This window comes from Microbispora triticiradicis, from assembly GCF_005864065.1.
GTDB lineage: Bacteria > Actinomycetota > Actinomycetes > Streptosporangiales > Streptosporangiaceae > Microbispora > Microbispora triticiradicis.
Genome location: NZ_VANP01000008.1, coordinates 217,919 through 243,051, shown reverse-complemented (window position 1 = coordinate 243,051; position 25,133 = coordinate 217,919). Strand labels below are relative to the sequence as shown.

The 25,133-nt window shown below is 71.3% G+C and carries 21 protein-coding genes; 19 read left to right on the top strand and 2 right to left on the bottom strand.

What is annotated here, in order from left to right; all coding sequences use genetic code 11:
* Window positions 1-29: 29 nt before the first annotated feature.
* The 6 genes from FED44_RS21915 to FED44_RS21890 all read left to right on the top strand — a co-directional run bounded on the left by FED44_RS21915 (window position 30) and on the right by FED44_RS21890 (window position 7,934).
* Complete coding sequence (locus tag FED44_RS21915; protein ID WP_138461873.1) at window positions 30-1,397, top strand: hypothetical protein; 1,368 nt, start codon at window positions 30-32, stop codon at window positions 1,395-1,397.
* Window positions 1,398-1,425: 28 nt separating this feature from the next.
* On the top strand, window positions 1,426-2,121 hold the full coding sequence (locus FED44_RS21910) for a class I SAM-dependent methyltransferase (protein ID WP_138461872.1): 696 nt from the start codon (window positions 1,426-1,428) through the stop codon (window positions 2,119-2,121).
* Between the two features lie 15 nt (window positions 2,122-2,136).
* Window positions 2,137-3,429: a diaminopimelate decarboxylase gene (locus FED44_RS21905; protein WP_138461871.1), complete on the top strand. Its 1,293-nt coding sequence runs from the start codon at window positions 2,137-2,139 to the stop codon at window positions 3,427-3,429.
* Complete coding sequence (locus FED44_RS21900) at window positions 3,426-4,253, top strand: 2,3,4,5-tetrahydropyridine-2,6-dicarboxylate N-succinyltransferase (protein WP_111701098.1); 828 nt, start codon at window positions 3,426-3,428, stop codon at window positions 4,251-4,253. Before FED44_RS21905 ends, FED44_RS21900 begins: the two co-directional genes overlap by 4 nt.
* A complete protein-coding gene (locus tag FED44_RS21895) occupies window positions 4,250-6,856 on the top strand; it encodes an aminotransferase class I/II-fold pyridoxal phosphate-dependent enzyme (protein ID WP_138461870.1) in 2,607 nt (868 codons plus the stop codon). The genes FED44_RS21900 and FED44_RS21895 overlap by 4 nt, the downstream gene beginning before the upstream one ends.
* A 79-nt stretch (window positions 6,857-6,935) precedes the next feature.
* The gene (locus FED44_RS21890; RefSeq protein WP_138461869.1) at window positions 6,936-7,934 is read left to right on the top strand and encodes an RNA polymerase sigma-70 factor; all 999 of its coding nucleotides are present in this window, start codon (window positions 6,936-6,938) and stop codon (window positions 7,932-7,934) included.
* On the opposite strand, the gene FED44_RS21885 is transcribed toward FED44_RS21890, so the two are convergent.
* On the bottom strand, window positions 7,850-8,770 hold the full coding sequence (locus FED44_RS21885; protein ID WP_111701101.1) for an SDR family oxidoreductase: 921 nt from the start codon (window positions 8,768-8,770) through the stop codon (window positions 7,850-7,852). The two genes, FED44_RS21890 and FED44_RS21885, sit on opposite strands and share 85 nt — an antisense overlap.
* Window positions 8,771-9,146: 376 nt before the next feature.
* Here FED44_RS21885 and FED44_RS21880 point away from each other — a divergent pair, with 376 nt between their 5' ends.
* From FED44_RS21880 to FED44_RS21870, 3 genes are all read left to right on the top strand, one after another.
* Window positions 9,147-9,350 (top strand): cold-shock protein, encoded by a 204-nt coding sequence (locus tag FED44_RS21880; protein ID WP_111701102.1) that lies wholly within the window; start codon window positions 9,147-9,149, stop codon window positions 9,348-9,350.
* A gap of 174 nt (window positions 9,351-9,524) precedes the next feature.
* Window positions 9,525-10,958 (top strand): AAA family ATPase, encoded by a 1,434-nt coding sequence (locus FED44_RS21875; RefSeq protein WP_138461868.1) that lies wholly within the window; start codon window positions 9,525-9,527, stop codon window positions 10,956-10,958.
* A 369-nt stretch (window positions 10,959-11,327) separates the two neighbouring features.
* A complete protein-coding gene (locus FED44_RS21870; RefSeq protein ID WP_138461867.1) occupies window positions 11,328-12,818 on the top strand; it encodes a non-reducing end alpha-L-arabinofuranosidase family hydrolase in 1,491 nt (496 codons plus the stop codon).
* Between the two features lie 127 nt (window positions 12,819-12,945).
* On the opposite strand, the gene FED44_RS21865 is transcribed toward FED44_RS21870, so the two are convergent.
* Window positions 12,946-14,700 carry a glycoside hydrolase family 15 protein gene (locus tag FED44_RS21865; RefSeq protein ID WP_138461866.1) on the bottom strand — a complete coding sequence of 585 codons (1,755 nt, stop codon included), beginning with the start codon at window positions 14,698-14,700 and terminating at the stop codon, window positions 12,946-12,948.
* A gap of 185 nt (window positions 14,701-14,885) precedes the next feature.
* On the opposite strand from FED44_RS21865, the gene FED44_RS21860 reads away from it, so the two are divergent.
* The 10 genes from FED44_RS21860 to FED44_RS21815 all read left to right on the top strand — a co-directional run bounded on the left by FED44_RS21860 (window position 14,886) and on the right by FED44_RS21815 (window position 25,114).
* On the top strand, window positions 14,886-15,260 hold the full coding sequence (locus FED44_RS21860) for a DUF488 domain-containing protein (protein WP_138461865.1): 375 nt from the start codon (window positions 14,886-14,888) through the stop codon (window positions 15,258-15,260).
* 440 nt (window positions 15,261-15,700) lie between these two features.
* Entirely contained in the window at window positions 15,701-16,759 is a 1,059-nt protein-coding gene (locus tag FED44_RS21855; protein ID WP_138461864.1) for a ketoacyl-ACP synthase III family protein, read from the top strand.
* Window positions 16,759-17,751, top strand: coding sequence for a 3-oxoacyl-ACP synthase III family protein (locus FED44_RS21850; protein WP_111701108.1), 993 nt, complete (start codon window positions 16,759-16,761; stop codon window positions 17,749-17,751). Before FED44_RS21855 ends, FED44_RS21850 begins: the two co-directional genes overlap by 1 nt.
* 53 nt (window positions 17,752-17,804) lie before the next feature.
* Complete coding sequence (locus FED44_RS21845; protein WP_138461863.1) at window positions 17,805-18,692, top strand: Phenylacetic acid catabolic protein; 888 nt, start codon at window positions 17,805-17,807, stop codon at window positions 18,690-18,692.
* Window positions 18,693-19,796, top strand: coding sequence for a Phenylacetic acid catabolic protein (locus tag FED44_RS21840; RefSeq protein WP_138461862.1), 1,104 nt, complete (start codon window positions 18,693-18,695; stop codon window positions 19,794-19,796).
* Complete coding sequence (locus FED44_RS21835; protein ID WP_111701111.1) at window positions 19,793-20,278, top strand: iron-sulfur cluster assembly protein; 486 nt, start codon at window positions 19,793-19,795, stop codon at window positions 20,276-20,278. The genes FED44_RS21840 and FED44_RS21835 overlap by 4 nt, the downstream gene beginning before the upstream one ends.
* Window positions 20,275-21,015, top strand: coding sequence for an SDR family NAD(P)-dependent oxidoreductase (locus FED44_RS21830; protein ID WP_111701112.1), 741 nt, complete (start codon window positions 20,275-20,277; stop codon window positions 21,013-21,015). The genes FED44_RS21835 and FED44_RS21830 overlap by 4 nt, the downstream gene beginning before the upstream one ends.
* The gene (locus FED44_RS21825; RefSeq protein WP_138461861.1) at window positions 21,012-21,812 is read left to right on the top strand and encodes an enoyl-CoA hydratase/isomerase family protein; all 801 of its coding nucleotides are present in this window, start codon (window positions 21,012-21,014) and stop codon (window positions 21,810-21,812) included. The genes FED44_RS21830 and FED44_RS21825 overlap by 4 nt, the downstream gene beginning before the upstream one ends.
* A 5-nt stretch (window positions 21,813-21,817) precedes the next feature.
* Window positions 21,818-23,521, top strand: a complete 1,704-nt coding sequence (locus tag FED44_RS21820; protein WP_138461860.1) for an AMP-binding protein — start codon at window positions 21,818-21,820, stop codon at window positions 23,519-23,521.
* A 294-nt stretch (window positions 23,522-23,815) separates the two neighbouring features.
* On the top strand, window positions 23,816-25,114 hold the full coding sequence (locus FED44_RS21815) for an MFS transporter (RefSeq protein WP_167521555.1): 1,299 nt from the start codon (window positions 23,816-23,818) through the stop codon (window positions 25,112-25,114).
* Window positions 25,115-25,133: the final 19 nt, after the last annotated feature.

The window sequence follows — 25,133 nt, the reverse complement described above, 5'->3', positions numbered from 1 at the left end:
CGCGGCAGACAAAGGATGGGAGTGCAACGGTGACCGGACAGCCCCCCGCTGATCGCTTCGACTACACGGCCAACCTCGCCAGGGCGACGACCTACGGCGACCATCGCAACGCCTTCTGGCCGCCGTCCGACCGCTACGAACTGCGGCGGCTCGACCTCGCGGACGCCGCCCCCGCCCTCGGGCCGGCCTTCCTCCGCGACCTGGCCGCGCTCGGCGCGGCCGTGGAGGACGAGTGGCGCACCGTCAAGACCGTGGGCGCGCCCGCCCGGACCCGGCTCCCCGACCCGCTGCCCGTCGCCGAGGCGATGCGCCGGATCGGCGGGCACCTGCCCGGGGAGGTGGACCGCCGGGCGCTCGCCCTGCGGGCGGACGCCGTCCAGCACGGCTACACCGACGACATCCTCCAGGAGCTCGTCGGCGTCGAGGAGGACGTCGCGGTCGTCGCCGGCCAGATCTCCACCTGGTACGGCAAGGACCTGCGGGGGCTGCCGACCGCGTTCGCCTGCCGCCGGGACCCCGAACGCCAGGCCGACGTGGCCGAGGCCCTGACGTACCAGGAGGACGTCGCGAAGTATCTCGCCCGGCTGCACGCCGACCTGCGGCTCGGCGACGTGCCGGCGTTCGCGGCGACCCGGCTGTTCTTCATGGCCGGGGAGGGCGCCCTCCACCCGAAGCACATCGCCTACTTCCTCCCGGAGGACGAGGGGGTGAAGCGCTCGCCGTTCAAGAAGACCTACTACTTCGGCAACACCCACCGGGCCATGGTCGAGGGCTTCTCCGGGCCGCTCGCGGCGCGGCACCTCGACCTGGGCGAGCCGTACGAGCCGGGCGGGGAGCGCTTCGCGCGGATCCCGGCGCTCGGTGTGTTCGGCCACGAGCTGGGGCACAGCGTGCGCCGCCCGGCCACCGCCTACAAGGAGCTGAACGCCGCCGACCGCTGGGCGTCGGTCGTCCTCCAGGAGGTCGCGGCCGACGTCTTCGGCATCCTGATCCTCGCCGACGTGTGGGCGCCCCGCATGGACCTGTCCGGCGCCGACGCCGTCGCCTACTACCTGGGGGAGTGCCTGCGGTACGTCGACCGCGGCCTCGGCCACTTCCCCGACAGCGACGGCATGTTCCTCCAGTTGTCCTACTTCGTGCAGCTGGGCGCGCTCGCCCTGGAGGACGGCCGCCTGAAGGGCGACCCGGAGGTCGTCCTGGCGGGGCTGCGCTCGCTGGCCCGGGTCCTCGCGGACGCGCTGCTCGCCGGCCGGGGCGAGCCCGCCGTCGCGCTGTACGGCGCCTACGGCCCGGCGAACCCCGCGCCACTGCTGCCCCTGATCGAGGAGATGCGCTCGCGTCCCCTCCGTTCCGTCGACTACCTGCAGGAGCACCTCCACGCCCACGGCGACGCCTGACCAGGACGCCTGACCAAGGAGAACGCACATGACCCAGACCCGACAGGCGCTCGACGCGGTGCGCGAGTACTACTGCACGCAGCGCGAGGTCGGCGGGGCCGAGGCCACCATCTACGACATATGGGAGAGCGGCGGCGCGTACAACGACTCCATCACCCCCTCCACGTACGTCCCCGAATACCGCTCGCACATGGTCCTCAAGATCCTGTCGCTGACCGCGGACGGCTCCGGCGTCTTCTCCCTCGGCTGCGGCAACGGGTTCGTCGAGGCCGACCTCGTGCACTGCGACCGGAAGGTCAGGGCGATGGACTACAACGAGGAGGCGGTGCGGCTGACCCGGCAGAAGGGCGTCGACGCCTTCACCGCGGACTACTTCGCGCTGACGGCGGCCGACGTGGGCGACGCCGAGGCGGTCTACGCCGACGGCCTGCTCGGCCACCTCTTCGACCCCGTGGAGGAGCTGCGGCCCGCCCTCGGCAAGCTGGAGAGCCTGGGCCTGCGGTCCGGGACGCGCCTGGTCTTCTCCAACGACGCGCCGCGCGACCGGCACGTCGCCTTCGCGCCGCACGAGCGGGTCGAGGGCTTCTGGTTCGTCTCGAAGGACTACCTCCAGGACACCCTGTCGTCGTTCGGGTTCGAGCCGCTGGAGAGCTACTACTTCCCCTATCTGCGGCCCATCAGCGGCATGCGCAACCGCACCATATGCGTCGCGCGGGTGCCGTGACCGAGGAGGACCAGCGTGCCGATCTCTGACGGGTTCGCCCGCAAGCTCCTGCCCGTGCTCCCGGACGTCGTGGCCGCGTACGGCACGCCGTTCCACATCTACGACGCCCAGGGGATCATCGAGACGTACCGGGGGATGGTGGACGCCTTCCGGGGCGAGCCCTACCGCCAGTACTTCGCCGTGAAGGCCCTGCCGAACCCCGCCGTCCTCTCCCTGCTGCACCGGGAGGGCAGCGGGCTCGACTGCGCGTCCCCGATCGAGCTGGAGCTGGCCGCCCGCGTCGGCGCGGTCGGCGACGAGGTGATCTTCACCTCCAACAACACCCGGCTCTCCGAGTACCGCGCCGCCCTGGAGGCGGGGGCGCTCATCACGTTCGACGACCGGTCGTTCCTCGGCAAGGCGGACGTCCTGCCGGAGACGGTGGCGTTCCGCGCCTCGCCCAACGGGCTCGCGGCGGGCTCGTCCCTCATGGGCGACCCGACCGGCTCCAAGTTCGGCGTGCCCCTGGACGAGCTCCCCGACGCCTACCGCGAGGCCCGGCGGCGCGGCGTGACCCGGTTCGGCATCCACGGCATGACCTGCGCAAACGAGCTGGACGTCGACCGGGCCATCCGGGCGGCGGTGGACGTCGTCGAGCTGGGCGCGCACGTGGCCGAGACCGCCGGAGTCGACATCGAGTACGTCAACGTGGCCGGCGGCCTCGGCATCCCCTACCGTCCGGAGGACAAGCCGCTCAGCTTCACGGCGTACGCCGACGCCATCGTGGCCGCGCGGCGCCGGTGCTTCCCTCAGCGGGCCCCGCGCATCCTCATGGAGTGCGGGCGGTACGTCACCGGGCCCCACGGCGTGCTGGTGACCCGGGTGGTCAACCGCTGCCGCAAGGGCCGCGAGATCGTCGGCGTCGACGCGTCGATGTCCGCGCTCATGCGCCCCGCGATGTACGGCGCGTACCACCACGTCAGCCTGCCCTTCGCCCGGGGGCGGGAGCGGTCGCGGTTCGACGTGGTCGGCTCGCTCTGCGAGAACATGGACAAGTTCGCGATCGACCGGATGCTGCCCGATCCCCGTGAGGGGGACATCGCCCTCGTCCACGACACCGGCGCGCACGGGCACGCCATGGGCTTCACCTACAACGGCCGGCTGCGACCGGCGGAGCTGATGATGACCCCCGGCGGCGACGTCGTCGAGATCCGCCGCGCCGAGACCGTCGACGACTACCTGGCCACGGCCCGCTGGCAGCCGGAGCCGGTGCCGATCGCGCCGCCGGCCGGCCTCCCGAACCACGAGCACGAGGAGCGAAGCCTGTGAACGAAGCCGCGGTGGAGGCCGCCTGGGAACGGCGCGCCGAGCTGACCGAGGCCGAACTGGCGGTCCTCGCCCCGGAGATCGAGGCCGGTCTCGGCGCGCTCGACCGCGGCGAGCTGCGCGCCGCCCGCCCCCTGGGCGAGGAGTGGGTGGTGGACACCTTCGTCAAGAAGCTGATCCTCCTGTCGTTCCTCACCGGCCGGAGCGAGATGGCCGAGGCGGGCCCCGGCCGCCCCCGGACCTTCGACAAGGTGCCCCTGAAGTTCGAGACCTGGAAGGAGCCCGACTTCCAGGAGGCGAGGATCAGGGTCGTCCCCGGCGCCGTCGTCCGCTTCGGGGCGTACGTCGCGCCGGGCGCCGTGCTGATGCCCTGCTTCGTGAACGTCGGCGCGTACGTGGGCCCGGGCACCATGATCGACACCTGGGCCACGGTCGGCTCCTGCGCGCAGGTCGGCGCGCGGTGCCACATCTCCGGCGGCGCCGGCCTCGGCGGCGTGCTGGAGCCGATCGGCGACGACCCGGTCGTCATCGAGGACGACGTCTTCGTCGGCGCCCGCAGCGAGATCGCCGAGGGCGTGCGGGTGCGCCGCGGCGCGGTCGTCGGGATGGGCGTCTACCTGGGCCGCTCGACGCCGATCGTCGACCGGGCCTCGGGCGAGGTGACCTACGGGGAGGTGCCGGAGAACGCCGTGGTGATTCCCGGGGCGCGCACCGACCCGCGCCGGCCCGGCCTCTCGACGTACGCGGCGGTGATCGTCAAGTACGCCGACGAGCGGACCCGGGGCAAGACCGCGCTCAACGACCTCGTACGGGACCTGGACCGGTGACCACCGCCCGGAGCGCGTTCGCCCTGCTGCGCGACCTGCTCGACGGCGTGTCCCCGCCGGCGGACCGGGAACCGGTGCGGCTCCACCTCGGCGAGTCGCGGCTCGTGACGCCCCCGCTCGCGCCCGGCCTGCTGGACGACGCCGAGGGGTGGACCCGCTATCCGCCGCTCGGCGGCACCCCCGAACTGCGGGCCGCCTACCGGGGCTGGCTGGAGCGCCGTTTCGGCGTGCGGCGGGGGGTGGACGACGAGGCGATCGCGATCGAGCCGACCCCCGGCACCAAACAGGCCGTCGCGGCCGCCGTCGGCCTCGCCGTCACGTCCACCAGGGCGCGGGCCCGCCGCGACGGCGAGACGCCCTCGGTCGTCATGCCCAACCCCTTCTACCCGACGTACCTCGCGGGAGCCGAGGCGGCGGGAGCCCGGCCGGAGTTCTTCGCCGGGGGCGACGGCCCGGCCGCCGTCGCGGCGGCCGTGGACGCCGCGCGTTCCCCCGTCGCCGCCCTGATCGTGTGCAACCCCGGCAACCCGGAGGGGGAGATCCTGCCGGAGGAGGCCCTCGGCGAGATCACGAAGATCGCCGCCACGGCCGGCGCGCTGCTCGTCGTCGACGAGTGCTACACCGACCTGTCCACCGGCCGCGAGCCCCCGGGCTACCTCTCGCTGGTGGAGCACGGCTCGGTCGCGCCCGGACGGTTCCTGGTGCTGCACAGCCTGTCGAAGCGGTCCGCGGCGCCGGGGCTGCGCAGCGGCTTCGCCGCGGGTGACCCCGCCACGGTCGCCGCGTACGCCGCCCACAACCGGGCCTGCGGAGTCTCCAGCCCGCTGCCCGTCTGCGCGGCCGCCGCCGCGCTGTGGTCCGACGACGCCCACGTTGCGCGGCTGCGGACCGCGCTGGCCCGCAACTGGGACCTGGCCGACGAGATCCTCGGCGGGCTCCCCGGCTATCGCAGGGCCGAGGCGGGCTTCTTCCTCTGGCTTCCGGTGCCGGACGACGAGGCGGCGGCCCGGGACCTGTGGCGCGACCAGGGCCTGTCCGTCATGCCGGGCCGCTATCTCGCGGCCGAGGGGCCGTACGGCGTGAACCCGGGGGCCGGGCACCTGCGCGTCGCCCTCGTCCACGAGGAGACGGTCATGCGTGCGGCGCTCACCCGGCTGCGCGACGGCCTCGGCCACGGCGGTCTCGCGGGCGACGGTCACGCGTCCGCCGCCGGTCCCGGCCGCGGTGCGGTGGAGGTGGCGACGCGGCGGGCGGAGGAGGCCGCTCCGCCTTCGCCGGGCGAGTCGTCACCGACGGCGACGGCGATCGCGCAGCGGCTGATCAGGTTCCCCACCGTCAACCCCCCGGGCGACGAGGCGGACTGCGTCGGCTGGATCCGCGACCTGCTCGACGCCGCCGGGCTGGAGACGCGGCTGCTCGCGGCGGACCCGCGCCGCCCGAACCTCGTCGCCCGGCTGCCCGGCCGGGGCGCCGAACCACCCCTGCTGCTCCAGGCGCACGCCGACGTCGTCCCGGTGGAGGGGCAGTCCTGGACCCGCCCGCCGTTCGGCGGGGAGATCGCCGGCGGCGAGCTGTGGGGGCGCGGGGCCGTCGACATGAAGGGCCAGCTCGCGATGATGCTGGCGGCGCTGCTGCGCATGCGTGCGGCGGGCGAGGAGCCGCCCGGTGACGTCATCCTGGCCGTCGTCCCCGACGAGGAGGCCGGGAGCACGGTGGGGGCGCGGTTCCTCGTGGGCCGGCACCCGGAGCTGTTCGCCGGGGTCAGGCACGCGATCGGCGAGGACGGCGGAGCCGAGCTGGGCCTCGGCGCGTACGCACGCGTCCATCCCGTCGTGGTGGGGGAGAAACGCACCTGCTGGGTCCGGGCGACCCTGCGCGGGCCGGGCGGGCACGCCTCCCGGGTGCCGTCCGCCGACGGCGCCGTACGCAAACTCGCCCGGCTGCTCGACGCGATCTCCGACGGCGGCCTCGGCGTCCGGCTCACCCCGGTCGTCGACCACATGCTGGGCGAACTCGCGCGGGCGCTGCCGCCCGAGGCCGGCCGCGCCGTCGAGGCGTTCCGGGCCGACCCCGGGAACGCCGCCCTCCTGGCCGGGCTGGGCGACACGGCCTCCCGCTATCTCCAGTCGCTCGTCCGGCACACGGTCACCGCCACCGTGCTGCGCGGCGGCACGGTGACGAACGTGCACCCCTCCGAGATCACGGTCGAACTCGACGGACGGCTGCTCCCCGGCGACTTCTCGACGGAGGACTTCCTCGCCGGGCTGCGCGCCCGCGCCGGCTGCGAGATGGACGTCGAGATCCTCGTGGAGGGCGAGAAGAGCCCGCCACCGCGACTCGGCGGCTTCTACGACCGGCTCGCCGCAGTGCTCAGGGACAGGGACCCGGGCGGCGTCCCGGTCCCCGTGATCACGCCCGCCTCGACCGACGCGCGGGTCTTCCGCGGGCTCGGCATCGAGTGCTACGGCTGGATGCCGCTGCTGCACGGACCCGAGGTCGTCTACCGCGACCGCCTGCACTGCGCCGACGAGCGCGTCTCGGTGCGGGCACTGGAGTTCGGCGCCGACTGCTTCCACACCCTGCTGAAGGGCCCCTGGAGCTGAGGGATCCCCCGTCGAAGCCGCGAGATGGGCGAGTGAAAGGCTGGACGGGTCCATCGCCGGCGGAACGGGAGCCATCGTCATGGGGGACACCGGATCGGGGAGACACGTCCGCGATGTGGACGATCTCGACCAGGCGGCGGCCGTCTTCCAGAGCGTGCGGCCCCGCCTGTTCGGGATCGCGTACCGGATGCTGGGCAGTTCCACCGAGGCGGAGGACCTGCTGCAGGACGTCTGGATGCGCTGGCAGGCCTACGACCGCGACACCGTGGCCGAACCGGGAGCGTTCCTGGCGACGGTGACCACCCGCCTCGCCCTCAACGTCCTGCAGTCCGCCCGGGTCCGCCGCGAGACGTACGTCGGTCCGTGGCTCCCCGAACCCGTCGACACCCGCGACGACCCCCACCTCGGCGCCGAGCGGGGCGAGGCCCTGGGCTTCGCGGTCCTGCTCCTGCTGGAGCGGCTCACCCCCACCGAACGCGCGGCCTACGTGCTGCGCGAGGCGTTCGACTACCCCTACCGGCAGATCGCCGAGATCATCGAGACCAGTGAGGCGGCGGTGCGGCAACTGGTCAGCAGGGCCCGCAAGCACCTCGCCTCCAAGCGCCGGGCGCCGGTGACCAGAGCCGAGCAGCGCAGGCTGCTCGGCGCCTTCGTCACCGCCGCCCGCTCCGGCGACCTCGCCGCGCTGGAGCGGATCCTCGCCGCGGACGTGGTCAGCTACTCCGACGGCGGCGGCGCGGTCCGCGCCTCCCGCATCCCCGTGGTCGGCGCGCTGCGGGTCGCGAAGTACGTCAGGGCGTTCGCGGACCGCTTCTGGGCCGGGGCCGAGGTGGAGTGGGCCGACGTCAACGGGCAGGCGGCGGCGGTGCTCCGCCGTGACGGCGAGGTGTTCACCGTGCTCACCGTCAACGCCTCCGACGAGGGCATCGACCAGGTGCTGTGGATGATGAACCCCGCCAAGATCGCCGCAGTCTCCCGCGCGGACGGGCCGGGTCAGGAGGGGAACTCGACCCCGGCCAGCCGCTCGGAGACGTCCCACAGCCGGGCCGCGTCGGACCCGGGCCGGACCGATCGGTAGAGGGGCAGCTCCGTGGGGCCGCCCGTGAACTGGCCGATGCCGTCGGGGCCGTACAGCCGACCGCCCTGGGCGTCCGGACTGGTGGCCGCGTACAGGGCGGGCAGCAGCCCGGCGCCGACCGGCTGCACGAACAGACCCAACCGCAGGAGCCGGGTCATGATCCGCTCGTACGGCGCGGAGCGGGCGCGGCCGAGGTTCGGCCCGGACGCGTAGAGGTTGGTCAGGGTCGTGCCGGGATGGGCGACGTTGCTCACGACGCCCCACCCGCCGGCCCTGCTGCGCCGGTCCAGTTCGAGCCCGAAGAGAAGGTTGGCCAGCTTCGACTGACCGTACGAGCGGACCGGCGAGTACTTCCGCTCGCTCTGCAGGTCGGCCCAGTCGATCTTCGCCGAGCGGGCGGCGCTGCTGGTCATGGTGGTGACCCGCGCTCCGCGCAGGCGCAGCAGCGGCAGGAGCCGTGCCACCAGCGCCAGGTGGCCGATGTGGTTGGTGCCGAACTGCAGCTCCAGGCCGTCCGCGGTGGTGTGCCGGGAGGCGGGAGCCATCACACCCGCGTTGTTGATCAGGATGTCGATCGGGCGGGCCTCGTGCCGAAGGGCGTCGGCGAGCTTCGCGACCGACTCCAGCGAGGCCAGGTCGAGCTCACGAGTGGAGATCACGGCCTCCGGCGCGGCCGCGTGGATCCTCTGGAGCGCGGCGGCGCCCTTGGCGACGTTGCGGACCGGCAGCACCACCTCGGCTCCGGCCTGGGCCAGGCGTGTGGCCAGGCCGAGACCGAGACCGTCGCTGCCCCCGGTCACCACCGCCAGCTTCCCGCTCAAGTCGGGTACTTCCATTGCGAGCCCCCCTGGTCGCCACGAGATTCCGTTCGCTGAGCAAGGACAGGACGGTCTGCCCGTCTGTGACGCGTGTGTCCGTCATCACAGATCGAGAGGCTCCCTCACCTACGGGCCTGTGCCTTCGGCCGCTGGAGGGGCGCGGCCCGCGGGGCGCGTACGGGGTTTTGCAAAAGGGGGGCGCGAGAACCGCGTCGCGGCGTGTAATGTCGAGACAGAGGTTGTGTCGAAGTACCAGTATGCGTTGAAACGCTTGCTGAGTAGTGACAGCGGGCGTTGCCGTACGGAGCCGAGGCTTTCCCGAGGCGGTCGGTCGCAGCAGCCCGAGGGACCACACCCGTGGCCCTCGAGATCGTCTCATGAAGGAGAAAGCAGTATGGCCCAGGGAACCGTCAAGTGGTTCAACGCCGAGAAGGGCTTCGGCTTCATCGCCCCCGACGACGGCACTCCGGACGTCTTCGTCCACTACTCGGCCATCGACAGCCGCGGCTACCGCTCGCTCGAGGAGAACCAGCGGGTCGAGTACACCGCCGGCCAGGGCGCCAAGGGCCCGCAGGCCGAGCAGGTCCGCCCGCTCTAAGCAGCGCTTCGCACCGCCGATGCCGGGCCCACCGAGGTGAGGCCCGCGCCATCCGACGGCATCCGGCCCCGGGCTCCTCACGGAGTCCCGGGGCCTTCGTCATTTGGTGAAGCACGCCTGATCCGGTGAAGTACGGTTGAGTCAACCGTAGTTCGCTCAAGTACACTTCGACCTGTGCGTAAGCCCCAGCATGTGTTCGACCGTGAGCGAGAGTGGGCGGGCCTGGTCTCGTTCGCTTCGGAAGCGAGCCCGGGAGCTCGGCTCGGCGTGGTGAGCGGCCGCCGCCGCCAAGGGAAGAGCTATCTCCTGCAGGCCTTGGCGAGCAGCATGGGCGGCATCTACTTTCCCGCGCTCGAGGTGACCGAGGCGGTGGCGCTGCGCCTCTTCGCCGATGAACTGATCAGGTTCACCGGCGCTCCTGTTCCGGCCTTCCGCGACTGGATCGACGCCATTCCCTACCTCTTCGGCGCGGTACGAGATCGGCCGGTGCCTGTCGTGCTGGACGAGTTTCCGTACCTCGTCAAGGCGTCTCCAGAGCTTCCCTCGATCATCCAGCGGGAGCTGGGCCCAGGCGGCTCGGGAGCCGGCAGCATGGCCCGGGTACTGCTCTGCGGTTCGGCGATGTCGGTCATGGGCGGGTTGTTGTCCGGTACGGCTCCGCTTCGCGGGCGCGCGGGACTGGAAGTGGTCGTCAGGCCCTTCGACTACCGTCAGGCGGCCCGCTTCTGGGGCATCGGCGACCCGCGTCTGGCGGTCCAGGTCCACGCGGTGGTGGGCGGGACACCGGCCTACCGAAGGGAGTTCGTCCGTGGCGACGTCCCGGCCGGACCCGCGGATTTCGACGACTGGGTGATCAGATCGGTACTGAACGCCGAGGTCCCGTTGTTCAGGGAGGCCCGCTACCTCCTGGCGGAGGAGACGGAGATCCGCGACCCGTCGCTCTACCACTCCGTCCTCGCCGCCGTAGCCGACGGCAACACGACGTCAGGGGGGATCGCCGGCTACGTGGGGCGCAAGTCCAACGAGATCGCGCATCCGCTCCGCGTCCTGGAGGACAGTCATCTCCTGGTCAAGGAACGCGATCTCTTCCGTCCGAACCGGAGTTACTACCGGGTGGCCGAACCGCTCATCACGTTCTACCAGGCGATCATGGTCAGGGAGTGGGCACGGCTGGAGCGTGGGGACGCGGCGACGGTGTGGCGGGGCAGCAGGGCACGTTTCCTGTCGCAGGTCGTCGGCCCCCACGTCGAGGTGCTCTGCCGCGAGTACGCCCTGCATGCCGATGCCGCGGCCGGTGAGGTGGGGAGCGGAGTCGTACCGGATCCGGCCAACCGCACACAGATCGAGATCGATGTCGCCGTCCTGGCACCCGCGGATCACGGACGCCCACGGCGGGTCCTCTCGCTGGGTGAGGTCAAGTGGGACAGGGTCATGGGAGCCGAGCACGTGGCCCGGCTCCGCCGTGCGCGCGACCTGCTCACCGCCAAGGGGTACGACACCCGTGACACGGTGCTCACGTGCTACTCGGGCGCGGGCTTCACCGCGGAGCTCGGCGCCCGATCAGGGGGGGACGTACGCCTGATCACACTCGGCGACCTCTACGATTGATCAGTCGCCTACCCCGTCGCCCGTGGTCCTGGAGCTCACCTTCTGCCCTCCCCGGAGGCGGCCTTCAACAGGACCTGGCGAGGTCGGCGCCGGCGTGGCGCACATGTGAAAGTTTCATCACGAGGCTGTCGCGCATGCTGTGCGGGTCGGGCCGGTAACGCCAGATGAACGCGTCCCTGAAGGCCGAAGCGTCACCGGACCTCTCGATCGGCCTCTTGACGCCACCCGGTGTCCCCTAGTTTGCTCCGCCATTACCACCACCGACATCGACGCCCGTGGACGCGACCTCTCGTGCCACAGAAAATGTTAGCGCTAACAGCACTTCGTACGACCCAGGCCTCCGCCTCGACCCACCCTCAGGAGTAGACGATGCATTCACCCCCCATCCGTTCGGCCGTCGGCCGGTGGCGTTCCCATGTCACCGTGGCGGCGCGTGTGTCCGCCGCGCTGGTGACGGTGCTGGCCGCGGCGCTTGTGTCGGCGGCGCCCGCGTCGGCGGCGGCGGCGCCGCTGGTGGGCGTCGGGTCGGGCCGGTGCCTCGATGTGGTGGGCAACACCGACGCACAGGGAACCGGTCTGCAGATCTACGACTGCAACGGCCAGGCCAACCAGGCGTTCGAGTTCACCTCGTCGGGGGACCTGCGGACGTTCAACGGCACGCGGTGCGTGGACGCCTACGGTCAGGGCACCGCGAACGGCACCAAGGTGGTCATCTGGTCCTGCAACGGCCAGGCCAACCAGAAGTGGCGCCTCAACTCCGACGGGACGATCACGGGCGTGCAGTCGGGCCTGTGCCTCGACGTGAGCAACTACGGCACGGCCAACGGGTCCGCCGTCTACCTGTGGACCTGCCACGGCGGGACCAACCAGAAGTGGACCACCTCTGGCGGCCCGTCCCAGTCGCCGTCCGCGTCGCCGTCCGCGTCGCCGTCTGTGACGCCGACCGGCACGTGCCCGCTTCCGTCGTCGTACCGCTGGACCTCGACGGGCGCGCTGGCGCAGCCGAAGTCCGGCTGGGTGTCGCTCAAGGACTTCACCAACGTCACCTACAACGGCAAGCACATCGTGTACGCCACCACGCACGACACCGGGTCGACCTGGGGTTCGATGGCCTTCAGCCCGTTCACGAACTGGTCGGACATGGCCTCGGCCACCCAGACCAAGATGAACTCCTCCACGGTCGCGCCCACGCTGTTCTACTTCGCCCCCAAGAACATCTGGGTGCTCACCTACCAGTGGGGCGGGACCGCGTTCTCCTACCGCACCTCCAGCGACCCGACCAACCCCAACGGCTGGGGTGCGACGCAGACCCTGTCCACCGCGAACATCGGCGGTGGGGGCACCGGCCCGATCGACCAGACGCTGATCGGTGACGGCCAGAACATGTACCTGTTCTTCGCCGGGGACAACGGCAAGATCTACCGGCAGAGCATGCCGATCGGGAACTTCCCGAGCAGCTTCGGCTCCAACTACACCCAGATCATGAGCGACTCGACCAACAACCTGTTCGAGGCGGTCGAGGTCTACAAGCTGCAGAACCAGAACAAGTACCTCATGCTCGTCGAGGCGATCGGCTCGCAGGGTCGCTACTTCCGCTCGTTCACGGCCGACAGCCTGAGCGGGTCGTGGACGCCGAACGCCGCCAGCGAGAGCAACCCGTTCGCCGGCAAGGCCAACAGCGGTGCCACCTGGACCAACGACATCAGCCACGGTGACCTGGTCCGCAACAACCCCGACCAGACCAAGACGGTCGACCCCTGCAACCTGCAGCTGCTCTACCAGGGCCGCAGCCCCAGCTCCAACGGCGTCGACTACGGTCTCCTGCCCTACCGCCCGGGCGTCCTGACCCTGCAGCGCTAAGGCATTACACAGGTCCCGCCTCCAAGCCCTGACAGGTGAGGGTGGACCTGAAACGGGCGGGCTCGGCACAAACGCCGAGCCCGCCCTCGTCATGTTCAGCCCCAGGTCATCCTGCCGTCGGGCGGTGTCAGCAGAGCGCGAGGGCCGTGTGGATCAGGTGGAGGTGGGTGAACGCCTGAGGGAAGTTGCCCAGATGGCGCCCCTGGACGGGGTCGTACTCCTCGGGGAGCAGGCCCACGTCGTTGGTGAGGGCCAGCAACCGCTCGAACAGGTCCACGGCCTCGTCCTTGCGGCCGACGAGGTCGAGCGCTTCGGCCAGCCAGAAGCTGCAGGCGAGGAAGGCGCCCTCGGCTCCGGGCAGGCCGTCGATCTCGTTGCCCTCGGAGACCGGATAACGCAGCACGAAGCAGTCGGTCATCAGCTCGCGTTCGATCGCGTCGATCGTGCCGACGACCCGGGGGTCCTCAGCGGGCAGGAAGCCGACGATCGGGATGAGGAGCAGCGCCGCGTCGAGTTCGCGAGAGCCGTACGACTGGGTGAACGTGCCGCGTCCGGGATCGAAGCCCCTGTCGCAGACCTCGGCGTGGATCCGGTCCCGCATGGCCCGCCAGCGCCTGAGGGGACCGGTGTGGCCGAGCTCCTCGATCGCCCGGACCTGCCGGTCGGCCGCCACCCACGCCATGACCTTGGAATGGACGAAGTGCCGTCGCGGGCCGCGGACCTCCCACAGGCCCTCGTCGGGCTGGGTCCAGCAGCGCTCCAGGAAGTCCATCAACCGGCAGACGATGGTCCAGGCGTAGTCGTGCGGCGGCATCCCCAGCTTGCGGGCCCGGTAGAAGCAGTTGAGGACCTCGCCGTAGACGTCGAGCTGAAGCTGGCCGGCCGCGCCGTTGCCGATCCGCACCGGCCGGGAGCCCTCGAACCCGGGAAGCCAGTCGAGCGTCTGCTCCGGCAGGCGCCGTTCGCCCGCCACGCCGTACATGATCTGGAGGTCCTCCGGACGGCCGGCGATGGCGCGGAGCAGCCAGTCGAGCCAGGCGCCGGCCTCGGTGACGTATCCGGACTCGGTCAGGGCGTCGAGTGTCATCGCGGCGTCGCGCAGCCAGCAGAATCGGTAGTCCCAGTTGCGTACCCCGCCGAGATGCTCGGGCAGTGACGTGGTGGGAGCCGCCACGACGCCGCCGGTCGGACTGTAGGTGAGCGCCTTGAGCGTGATGAGGGAGCGGATCACGGTGGCGCGGCAGCGGCCCGGGAGCCAGCAGCGGGAGGCCCACTCCTTCCAGAACCGGCTGGTCTCGACGAACTGCTCGCCGGGGTCGATGATGCCGGGTTCCGGCTGGTGCGAGGGGTGCCACGTGAACACGAACGACCGGCGTTGCCCGGCGGCGATCGTGAAGACGCCGGTGTGCCGGCCGCCGCTGCCCTTCAGGTGGACGGGAGTGTCGATCCAGACGGAGTCGGGCCCGCCGATGGCGTGGAGGCGGCCGCCCAGGCGGCGGGCCCAGGGGACGATGCTGCCGTAGTCGAACCGGATGCTGATCTCCGTGGTCATGCGCACCGTCCCGGACAGGCCCTCCACGATCCGCACCAGGGCGGGGTTGGCGTGCCGGGGAGGCATGAAGTCGATGACCTTGACGGTCCCCGTGGAGGTCTCCCACACGGTCTCGAGGATCAGCGTGTCGCCGGCGTACGCGCGCCGCGTCGCCATCTCGTGCCCGGCGGGGGCCAGCCGCCAGAACCCGTTGGACTCGTCACCGAGGAGCTTGGCGAAGCATGCGGGGGAGTCGAACCGGGGAAGGCAGAGCCAGTCGATCGATCCGTCGCGACCGACGAGAGCGGCCGACTGCGTGTCCCCGATGAGGGCGTAGTCCTCGATCCGCATGTGGACCACGCTACTCGCCGGGTGGCGCGTCACCCTCCGGGCGTGTCCTCGTCCTCTTGTGAGGGACCTGTGCCACCGGACGTCATGTCTTCGTGAACAGTGCGGGTCCGCGGCCTGGTTGCAAGACGATCCCGTCGCGACGTCAACTGACTCATATGGGTGCCGGCCGGCCGGGGAGCACTGCCATGAGCAAGGACATCACCTACCGCAGGATCTACGAGGAGTCCTCACCCGAGGACGGCAGAAGGGTGCTCGTCGACCGCGTCTGGCCTCGGGGGATGCGCAAGGCGGACGCGCATCTCGACGAGTGGCTGCGTGACGTCGCCCCCTCCACCGAACTGCGCCGCTGGTACGGACACGAGCCCGGCCGCTTCGCGGAGTTCCGCCGGCGCTACCTCGCCGAGCTGCGCGAGCCCGCACGGCGGCAGGCCGTGGACCATCTGCGGGACATCGCCGGCCACGACAGGCTGACGCTGCTGACCGCCACCCGCGACGTCGAACACAGCCAGGCCGCCGTGCTCGCCGAGTGGCTGACCGACCCCGGGAGCTCCAGGGCCTGACGCGATCGTCCGGGAGCACGGCGTACCGCACCGGTGCCCGTGCCCTGTTAACCGCCACGACGCAAAAAATACCATCCGACAGGTATTTTCGCGGCTGGGACGGCATGGCTCCCCGTTGTGCAAGTGAGGATGTCCCCCAGTTACACACTTCCGAGGCCAGTGGTGCCTGTCAGGCCAGCGTAGGCCGCCTGTCGGTCCCGGGTGACGCCGTTCGCAAAGTTACATACCTACGCGAAGGTATGCGATAGTGAGCGAGAAACCACCGGTGACTCAGGGCACCAGTGTCAGCTCCCAAGTGGTGAACGACCGCGCACACCGCGCTCCGTCAGGCACGGCGCGCCCACATCCCCCGGCCAGACGAACCGCCGGCCAGCCCCCGGCGTCCGCCTGCCCGAAAACCCCCGATCACCCCACGGATCCCGAGCTTTCGAAGGAACCTGATGAAATTCGGAAACAATCTGCGGATCAAGACCGCCACCTCGTGGCTCCCGCCGGGCCACGAGACCGTCGAGGACGCCGTCACGGCGGGCAAGCTGGCCGCCTCGGACGTCGAGCGGCTCGGACTCACCCAGCTGCCGGTCTCGGCCCAGTGGTCCGGCCCCGAGATGGCGGTGGCCGCCGCCCGCGACGCGATCAGCCGGGCGGGCTGGAGCCCGTCCAAGGTGGGCCTCGTGCTGCACACCTGGATCTACCACCAGGGACACGACATGTGGTCGCCACCGCACTATGTGGCGAACGAGCTGGGCACTCCCGACGCCCTGTCGTACGCCGTCCAGCAGGGCTGCAACGGCGGCGCGATGGCCCTCCAGGTGGCCGCGATGCACCTGGCCGCCGACCCCGGGCTCGGCGCCGCGCTCATCACCACCGGAGACCGATTCCTGCCGCCCGGTTTCGACCGCTGGGCCTGCGACTACGGCTTGGGCTTCGGTGACGCGGGGTCCGCGGTGCTGCTGCATCACGGCGACGCGGGACCCGACGACTACGCGCTCGTGTCCATGGCCACCGAGACCGCCGCCGAACTCGAGCTGATGCTCCGGCACGGCGACGACTTCAGCCCCACGCCCTTGTGGCACAACGAGTACATCGACCTGCGCCGTCCGAAGAAGTCCTATATGGCGGTGCACGGCAAGGAGAGGTTCAGCGAGATCGCCAGCCGGTCGATCCGCAAGGTGATCGTGGACAGCGTGCACGACGCGGGGCTGCGGCTCGACGATCCCCGGATCAAGTACATCGCGCTGCCGCGGCTCGGAACGGGCCTGCTGGACGGCATCTACATGCCGGTGCTGGACGAGGTGCTGAAGGCCGAGGCGCTGTGGTTCGGCGCGGTCACCGGCCACATGGGCTGCGGGGACTTCCTCGCGAACCTGGCCGACCTGCGGGACCAGATGCCGCTCGAGCCGGGCGACTTCGCGCTGGTGATCAGCGGCGGGGCGGCCTGGACCTGGGCCTGCGCCGTCGTGCAGGTGCCGGAGGAGCGGATACCGGAAGGGGACGTCTGATGGCTCTGGGGCTCCTCGGCCTGGGCGGTCATGTTCCGCCGGTGGTCGTCGCCAACGCGCAGGTCGCCGAGTGGGCCGGCGTGGACGAGAACTGGATCGTCGAGCGGACCGGCATTCTGGAACGCAGGTACCGCGAGCCGGGCACCGCCACCTCCGACCTCGCGTTGAACGCCGCCCGTGAGGCGCTGGCCGTACGGCCCGGGGCGGCGGATCGGCTCGGGCTGATCATCGTGGGCACCTCGACGCCCGACCAGCCGCAGCCCTCCACCGGAGCGATCCTGCAGGACAAGCTCGGGCTGTCCGGTTTCCCGGCGTTCGACGTCAACGCGGTGTGCTCCGGCTTCCTCTACGCACTGGCGGTCGCCGACTCGATGATGTCGGCGCGGCTGTCCGGGCAGGGCGGCGAGTACGCCCTGGTGGTCGGCGCGGACGTCTACTCCTCGCTGATGGACCCCGCCGACCGGCGCACCGTCAGCCTGTTCGGCGACGGGGCCGGGGCGGTGCTGCTCGGTTCCGTGCCCGAGGGGTACGGCGTCCTGGACTGGCGCCTGGTCACCCACGGCGAGTACCGCGATCTGGTCGAGGTGACGGCCGGCGGCACCCGCCGGCCGCTGGACGCTCAGGCCCGGGAGGCGGGGGAGCACCTGTTCCGGATGAAGGGCCGTCCCGTACGCGAGTACGCGATGCGCACCCTTCCCAAGGTGATCGGCGAGGCGCTCGACTCGGCCGGGCTGCGGCTGGAGGACGTGGACCGCCTCATCCTGCACCAGGCCAACACCCGCATGGTCGAGGAGTGCTACCGCGAGCTGGGCGTCGACCCCTCCCGGGTACCGCTCACCGCTCCGCGGTTCGGCAACACCGCCGCGGCCTCCATCCCGCTCACCCTCCGCACGGAGCACGAACGCCGTCCCTTCAGGCGCGGCGAGCTCCTGGTGCTGGCCGGTGTGGGCGGCGGCATGACCGCTGGAGCCGTCGTCGTCCGCTGGTACTGAGCCCGCCGGACCTCCGCCGGAAACCGGGCAAGCGCTGCGAAAAGGAGAGAGATATGCCGATGGCGACCGCGGCGGGGCACCGCTGCTACGAGCTGTGGGATCCGATGCCTGACGAGGTGCGGGAGGGCGCCAGGCGGTTCGCCGCCGTACAGGCGCTCAACGAGCTGGTGGGCGTGCTGCAGTACGTCGAGTGGCTGGACCGCGCCCCCAGCCACACCAGGCGGCAGATGCTCATGGCCAAGATCCAGGACGAGGTCGGTCACGGGCACGTGGTCGCGCGCGTCGCCGAGGACCTGGGCATGCCGCGCGAGCAGATCCTCCTCGACTACCTGGAGGGCCGTACGCGGATCCACAACATCTTCCATTACTCCTTCGCGACCTGGGAGGAGGTCGGCCCCGGGCTGCTCCTGACGAACTCGGCCGCGATCACGCAGTTCCAGTCCCTGGCGAAGGGCGTGTACCTGCCGTACGCCCGGGCGCTGCGCAAGGTCGAGCGCGAGGAGTCCTTCCACTACCAGCACGCCCTGGACCTGACCCACGAGATCCTGACGCACGGTGACGCCGAGCAGCGCCGCCGGGTGCAGGAGGGGTTCGAGCTGTGGCTGCCGCGAATCCTGGCCTACCTCGGGCCGCCCGACACCGACACCCTGCACACCAACCGGATGTGGCAGGTCGGCCTCAAGCCGGACGGCAACGACGAGGTACGCCAGGCCTGGCTCAACAAGATCATCCCGGTGGTCCGGAAGCTCGGTCTGCACGTGGACCCATCGTTGGTCCGTCAGGCGCCCTCGGGCGAGTGGGAGTTCGAGATGCCCGACTGGGCCCAGGTGAAGAAGGTCATCGCGAACGGCGGGCCGTCGTCGCAGCGGCGGCTGGACTGGGTGCGCAACGCCCTGGACCGCAACGCGCCGTACCGGCGCGCGCTGCAGGGGGTGGCGTGAATGCCGCACATCCCGACCGACTCCGACGTCTACGAGGTGTTCGCGCAGAGCGGCCACGGCACGGCTCTCAACCATGTCGGTTCCATCGTCTCGCCGCGCCCGGACGCCGCCTGGCACCTGGCCAAGGAGACCTACGGACGCCGCGACGACCTCGTCAAACTCTGGGTGGTCCGCCGCACCGACATGATCGTCTCCAGCGCCGGCGACCGCGATCTGCTCGCCGCCAAGACCCGGATGCCGTACCGCCAGCCCGGCTTCCCCACCGCACGCCGCCGCGACCGCTCCGCCGCCCCGCCTGCCGTCGCCGCCCCGCCGGAACGCCGCGACAGCGGTCTGACCGAGCGCCGCGACGACGCACGCGAGCCCGGGCTCACCGACCTGTGGCTGGCGCTCGCCGACGACCTGTTCGTCCTGGGCAACCGGCTGGGCGAACGCATCGTCGACTACATCGACCTGGAGGAGGCGCTGGCGGTCGGCTCCATCGGGCAGGAGGCGCTGGCGCACGCCGGGACGATCCTGGTGCTGTGCGGCTTCGACCAGCCTGCTGTGGATGCCCGGTTCTTCGACCGGGCGCAGGCGCAGTGGCAGGTGTCGCGCGTCGTCGAGCGGCTCACCGACTGGCCGTCCCTGGTGGCCGGCGGCCTCGTTATCGCCGCGGCCGTCGCCGTACTCGCCGAGCGGACCGCGGAGGCCGAGCCCGGCGCGGAGTGGCTGCCCGCGATCAGCGCCATCCGCGATGAGCAACTGGTCCACCTGGACCACTGGCGGCGGTGGGCGCGGGCGCTGGCCGCCTGGCCCGAGACCCGGACGGAGTTCGCGCGTGCCTACGCCGAAGTGACCGAGTGCGCCGGCGACATGTTCGGTGCCCGGCCGCAGTCGCAGGGACAGGGAGTTCCGGCGGCCGCGCCGCCCGCCGGTCCGGCTCTGGCCGTGACACTGCACGAGCGTCTCGCCGCGCTGGTCGGCGACAACGGCGGACCCGGATCGCGCCTGCCGGACGGCCCGCGGACGCGGACCTGGGGCGTGGGCGGGAGCGCACTGGCCGACTCCCTTTCCCGTGGTCGCGCAATCCGTGACCACTACGCCCCGGGGGTGTTCAGTTGAACGCCGACCAGCTCGCCGACGTGGTCGCCGGCGTGAGCGATCCGGAGATCGACGTGGGTCTGCGCGACCTCGGAGTGCTGCGCTCGGTGTCGCTGACCGACGGCCGGATCCGCGTCCACCTGACCCCCACCCGGCTCAGCTGTCCCGCCGTCGGTGAGATCGCCCGGCGGGTGCGGGCCGCGCTCGCCGAGGCGGCACCGGGGCACGGGATCGAGGTCGTGTGGGAGCGCGGCGCGTGGCAGCCCGCGGCGGTGACCGCCGCCGGCCGGGACGCGCTGCGCAGGGGCGGCTATCGCGTGGCGGGCACCGCTCCCAGGTGCCCCTACTGCGACAGCGAGGACGTCGAGCAGGCCGGCCGCTTCGGCGGAGCGGTGTGCAAGGTCCCCTACGACTGCCGCGGCTGCGGCTCGACCTTCGATGTGATCGGCACGGCCGGCTGCAACGCCATGCTCCCCACCCCCGTGAGAGGAGGGTCACGATGAGACTCAGCGGAAAGACCGCCGTGATAACCGGGGGCTCCCGGGGCCTCGGCCGGGCGATCGCGGAACGCTACCTGCAGGAGGGGGCGCGGGTGGTCTGCGCCGCCCGCAACCCCTATGACATCAAGGAGGTCCTCGATCTCGCACCCGGCCGCTGCGCCTACGTCCCCGTGGACGTCACCAGTGACGAGTCGGTCGCCGCGCTGATGGACGAGACCGTCGAACGCTTCGGAGGCATCGACATCCTGGTGGCCAACGCCGGCGTGAGCCGGGACGGGCGGGTGGACCGGCTGCCGGTGGCCGACTGGCAGGACATGGTGACGACCAACCTGACCGGGGTCTTCCTCTGCACCAGGGCCGCCGTCCCCCACCTGGAGCGCAGCGGCGCCGGCCGGATCGTCAACGTCTCGTCCAGCATGGCGACCCGGGTCGCGATCGGCGCCGCCGGATACTGCGCCACCAAAGCCGCGGTGGAGATGTTCACCAGGGTCAGCGCGATCGAGCTCGCCCCACGCGGCATCCTCGTCAACTCCCTGGCCCCGGGAATCCTCGACGAGGGGATGGGCCAGCAGCTCACCGGCAACGACCGGATCTGGTCGCGCTACAAGACCAGGCTGGCGCTCGGCCGGCCCGGCCACGCCGACGAAGCCGCCGACGCGGCGGTCTTCCTGGCCGGACCCGAGTCCTGCTACGTCAACGGCCATGTGCTGGAAGTGAACGGAGGCCTGCTGTGGTCATGACGTTCACTCCCGAGGTCGAGCACCCCGCCGTGTGGCTGGACGTTGACGGCGCGGTGGGCGTCATCCGTCTCGACCGGCCGCCGCTCAACGTGCTCGACCGTGCGGCACAGGCGGCGTTGCGCCTCGCCGCCGAGCGGGCCGCGACCGACGAGCGGGTCCGCGCAGTGGTCGTGTACGGCGGGCCCACGGTCTTCTCGGCGGGGGCCGACATCAAGGAGATGGCCGCGATGACGCACGCCGAGATGGTCGGCCACGCGGCGGTGCTCCAGGCGGCCTTCGACGCGGTCGCCGCCATCCCCAAGCCGGTGGTGGCCGCGATCAACGGGCCCGCTCTCGGCGGCGGCTGCGAGCTGGCCCTGACCGCCGACGCGCGCATCTGCGGCAGCGAGGCGCGGCTCGGGCTCCCCGAAGTCCTGCTCGGCGTCATCCCCGGAGCGGGCGGCACCCAGCGGCTGCCCCGGCTGATCGGTCCGGCGAGGGCCAAGGAGCTGATCTTCAGCGGGCGCCAGGTGGGCGCGAAGGAGGCGCTGGAGATCGGCCTGGCGGACCAGGTCGTGCCGACCGACCAGGTACTGGACAGCGCACTGCGCTGGGCGCGGCGCTTCGAGACGGGCCCGGCGCTGGCCCTCCACGCGGCGAAGACCGCCATAGACGCGGGCCTGGCGACCGATCTGGCCGCCGGGCTCGCCATCGAACGGTCGGTGTTCGCCGGACTGTTCGGCACCCAGGACCGTACGAGCGGCATGCAGGGGTTCATCACCGAGGGCCCTGGCCGCGCACGCTTCACCGGGAGGTAGTCACCATGAATCCAGCGACCGTCGAGTTCCAACGCGCCCGCGACCACCTGCTGTCCTCCTACGGGGACCTGCCGCGCGCCCGGGCCTTCCCCAGGCCCGAGGTGGGACAGGATTTCAGCTGGGTCGCGGACTGGTTCGATGTGATCGCCCAGGGGAACGACGCCGTCGCGCTGCGCGTGGTCGACCTCGACCAGCGGGGAGAGGTCGTCGCCGACACCGCGCTGAGTTTCGCCGAGCTGGCCGAGCGCTCCCAGCGGGCCGCCCGGTGGCTGCGGGCGGCCGGCGTACGGCGGGGTGACCGCATGCTGCTGATGCTCCCCAACCGGGTGGAACTGTGGGAGTGCCTGCTGGCCGCGTTCCGTCTGGGCTGCGCCGTGATCCCCGCGTCCGTCCAGCTCACGCCCGACGACCTGGCCGACCGGCTGGAACGCGGTGGCGTGGGGCACGTCGTCGCCGAGGCCGGTCTCACCCCCAAGCTGGCACGTCTGAGCGGCGGACGCACGTGCATCGCCGTCGGCGGCCAGGTGCCGGGCTGGCTGGACTACCAGGGGGCCTATGCCGCCGAGCCGCTCCGGGAGGCGGTGCGGACCCGGCCCGAGGAGCCCTCGCTCATCTACTTCACCTCGGGTTCGACCAACCGTCCCAAGCTGGTCGGGCACACGAGCGTGAGCTATCCGATCGGCCACCTGTCGACCATGTACTGGATCGGCATCCGGCCGGGCGACGTGCACCTCAACATCTCCTCGCCCGGGTGGGGAAAGCACGCCTGGAGCAACCTGTTCGCCCCCTGGAACGCGCAGGCGACGGTCATGGTCGTCAACCAGCCGAGGTTCGCCGCGCGTCCGCTGCTCGAAATGATGTCGCGCTACGCCGTGACCACCTTCTGCGCGCCGCCCACCGTCTGGCGAAGCCTGCTCCAGGAGGACCTCACGCAGTGGCCGATCTCGCTGCGCGAGGCGGTGGCCGCCGGGGAACCGCTGAACGGGGAAATCGTGCGCCGCGTCCGCGAGGCGTGGGGGGTGACGGTACGGGACGGCTACGGGCAGACCGAGACCACCGCCCAGATCGGGACTCCGCCGGGCATGGAGAGCGTCGACGGGGCGCTGGGCTGGGCACTGCCGGGCTACGAGGTGGCGCTGCTGGACCCGAACACCGGCGCTCCCATCCCGGACGGCCCCGGGGAGGGCGAGATCTGCCTGCCGCTGGCCAGCCGCCCGCTCGGCCTGATGAGCGGATATCTGGGCAACTCCGAGGCGACCGCATACTGCACGCGCGGCGGCTACTACCACACCGGCGACATCGCCACCCGGGACGCCGACGGCCTCTTCCGCTACACCGGGCGGGGCGACGACCTCTTCAAGGCGTCCGACTACCGGATCTCCCCCTTCGAGCTGGAGAGCGTGCTGCTGCGGCATCCGGCCGTCGCCGACGCCGCCGTGGTGCCCTCACCCGAACCGCTGCGACTGGCCGTGCCCAAGGCGTACGTGGCGCTCGCCGCCGGCTACCGGCCGGAGGCCGAGACCGCACAGCTCATCCTCGCCCACGCCCGCGACCAGCTCGCGCCGTACAAGCGGATCCGCCGCATCGAGTTCGCCGAACTGCCCAAGACCGTCACCGGCAAGATCCAGCGCACCGAGCTGCGGCGGCGGGAGGAACAGCGGAGTTCGCGGTCGGCGCAGGAGTGGTGGGAGGAGGACTTCCAGAACTAGGTCGTGTCTGACAAATCAAGCCCTGCTACGCGTGGCCCAGGCGGCGCCTCGCTGCGTTGTCGTCGTCGCCGATAACGCTGTTATCGGCTCCTCCTCCGCCTTGCGATGCATCCACCTGGATCCCCGCTCGCGACGGGCAGCATTTGTCAGACACTCCTTAGCCCCCCGGCGACGTGAGCGGGCTGTGCGACGGGCGCGCGTTCCCCCGCACAGCTCGCCCGCCCGGGCCGACTACTCCCCGGAGACGAAATGAATGCCGTCATCATAAGCAGGGGCCAACGCAGACGAGCCGTGTTGAGCAGCCTCATCGGGAACAGCATCGAATGCTATGAATTCCTCGTCTACGGCACCTTCTCGACGCTCTACTTCAACAAACTGTTCTTCCCTTCGTTCGACCCCGCCACCGGCACCCTGCTGTCCCTGTCGACGTTCGCGGTCGCCTTCGCGGGACGGCCGCTCGGTGCCTTCGTGTTCGGGCACTTCGGAGATCGGATCGGCCGCAAGGCGACGCTGGTCACCACGCTTGTCATGATGGGCGGCGCGACGGTCCTGATCGGCCTGCTGCCCACCTACGCCACCATCGGTGTCGCCGCCCCGATATTGCTGAGCGTCCTCCGGTTCATCCAGGGATGCTCCCTCGGCGGAGAGTCGAGCGGTGGGTTCCTGATGGCGCTGGAGAGCGCTCAGCCGAACAGGCGGGGCTTCCTCACCGCCGTCGTCGGCACCGGCAACGCCTGGGGACTGCTGCTGGCCAACGGCGCGCTCCTCCTCGTCACCGCGTTGCCGGACCGGCAGGTGCTGTCGTGGGGATGGCGACTGCCGTTCATCTTCAGCGCCGTGCTCGTGGGTGTCGCCCTCCACGTCCGGACGCGGCTCGCGGAAACCCCCGAGTTCGAGCGGTCGAAGGCCGAGGGCGCCGTCAGGAACCGGCCGGCGATCGACGTTCTGTCACGGTACGGTCTGATCACTCTGGGCGCGTCGCTGTCGATGCTTCCCATGTTCCTGGTGTTCTACCTCGGGTCGGTGTTCTCGCTCAAATACGGCGCGGCCATCGGTGTGGGCCGGCCCGTCATGCTGGTGCTGCTCGTCGCGTCGTGCGTCTTCCTGATCGTCGCCATGCCGTTCTTCGGCTGGCTCAGTGATCTCTTCAACCGCAAGGCGGTCTTCGTCGGCGGCGTCGTCGCCATGACGGTGGCACCGTTCGCCTGGTTCCCCTTGCTGGACACCAGGTCCTTCCCTCTGATGGCTCTCGGTTTCCTGCTGCTGTTCGCCGGGTTCGCCGCGAGCTACGGCGTGCAGGGGGCGTTCTGCGCCCGGCTGTTCCCCACGGTCGTGCGGTATTCCGGCATGTCCATCAGCTACAACGTGGGTGGGCTGCTCGGCGGCGCCGTCAGCCCGATCATCGCCGCGGCACTGCTCGACAGGTTCCACAGCTGGACGCCGATCGCCGTCTACATGGCAGCCGCCGGCGTGATCGCTCTGGCCGCTTCGGCGTTCCTGCGGGAACGCTCCGACAGCACGGCCGTACGGCGTGCCGCCGTACCACCACCTGCGACCGCCACGTCCCCCGGCCTCACGACCGCCAGAAGCTGATTCCACGCCTCAGGCGGAA

Excerpts from the sequence above, each read along its gene's own strand:
- FED44_RS21910 (WP_138461872.1), top strand. The coding sequence starts at position 1,426 with ATGACCCAGACCCGACAGGCGCTCGACGCGGTGCGCGAGTACTACTGC.
- FED44_RS21890 (WP_138461869.1), top strand. The coding sequence starts at position 6,936 with ATGGGGGACACCGGATCGGGGAGACACGTCCGCGATGTGGACGATCTC.
- FED44_RS21885 (WP_111701101.1), bottom strand. The coding sequence starts at position 8,770 with ATGGAAGTACCCGACTTGAGCGGGAAGCTGGCGGTGGTGACCGGGGGC.
- FED44_RS21880 (WP_111701102.1), top strand. The coding sequence starts at position 9,147 with ATGGCCCAGGGAACCGTCAAGTGGTTCAACGCCGAGAAGGGCTTCGGC.
- FED44_RS21870 (WP_138461867.1), top strand. The coding sequence starts at position 11,328 with ATGCATTCACCCCCCATCCGTTCGGCCGTCGGCCGGTGGCGTTCCCAT.
- FED44_RS21865 (WP_138461866.1), bottom strand. The coding sequence starts at position 14,700 with ATGCGGATCGAGGACTACGCCCTCATCGGGGACACGCAGTCGGCCGCT.
- FED44_RS21860 (WP_138461865.1), top strand. The coding sequence starts at position 14,886 with ATGAGCAAGGACATCACCTACCGCAGGATCTACGAGGAGTCCTCACCC.
- FED44_RS21855 (WP_138461864.1), top strand. The coding sequence starts at position 15,701 with ATGAAATTCGGAAACAATCTGCGGATCAAGACCGCCACCTCGTGGCTC.
- FED44_RS21850 (WP_111701108.1), top strand. The coding sequence starts at position 16,759 with ATGGCTCTGGGGCTCCTCGGCCTGGGCGGTCATGTTCCGCCGGTGGTC.
- FED44_RS21845 (WP_138461863.1), top strand. The coding sequence starts at position 17,805 with ATGCCGATGGCGACCGCGGCGGGGCACCGCTGCTACGAGCTGTGGGAT.
- FED44_RS21840 (WP_138461862.1), top strand. The coding sequence starts at position 18,693 with ATGCCGCACATCCCGACCGACTCCGACGTCTACGAGGTGTTCGCGCAG.
- FED44_RS21830 (WP_111701112.1), top strand. The coding sequence starts at position 20,275 with ATGAGACTCAGCGGAAAGACCGCCGTGATAACCGGGGGCTCCCGGGGC.
- FED44_RS21825 (WP_138461861.1), top strand. The coding sequence starts at position 21,012 with ATGACGTTCACTCCCGAGGTCGAGCACCCCGCCGTGTGGCTGGACGTT.
- FED44_RS21820 (WP_138461860.1), top strand. The coding sequence starts at position 21,818 with ATGAATCCAGCGACCGTCGAGTTCCAACGCGCCCGCGACCACCTGCTG.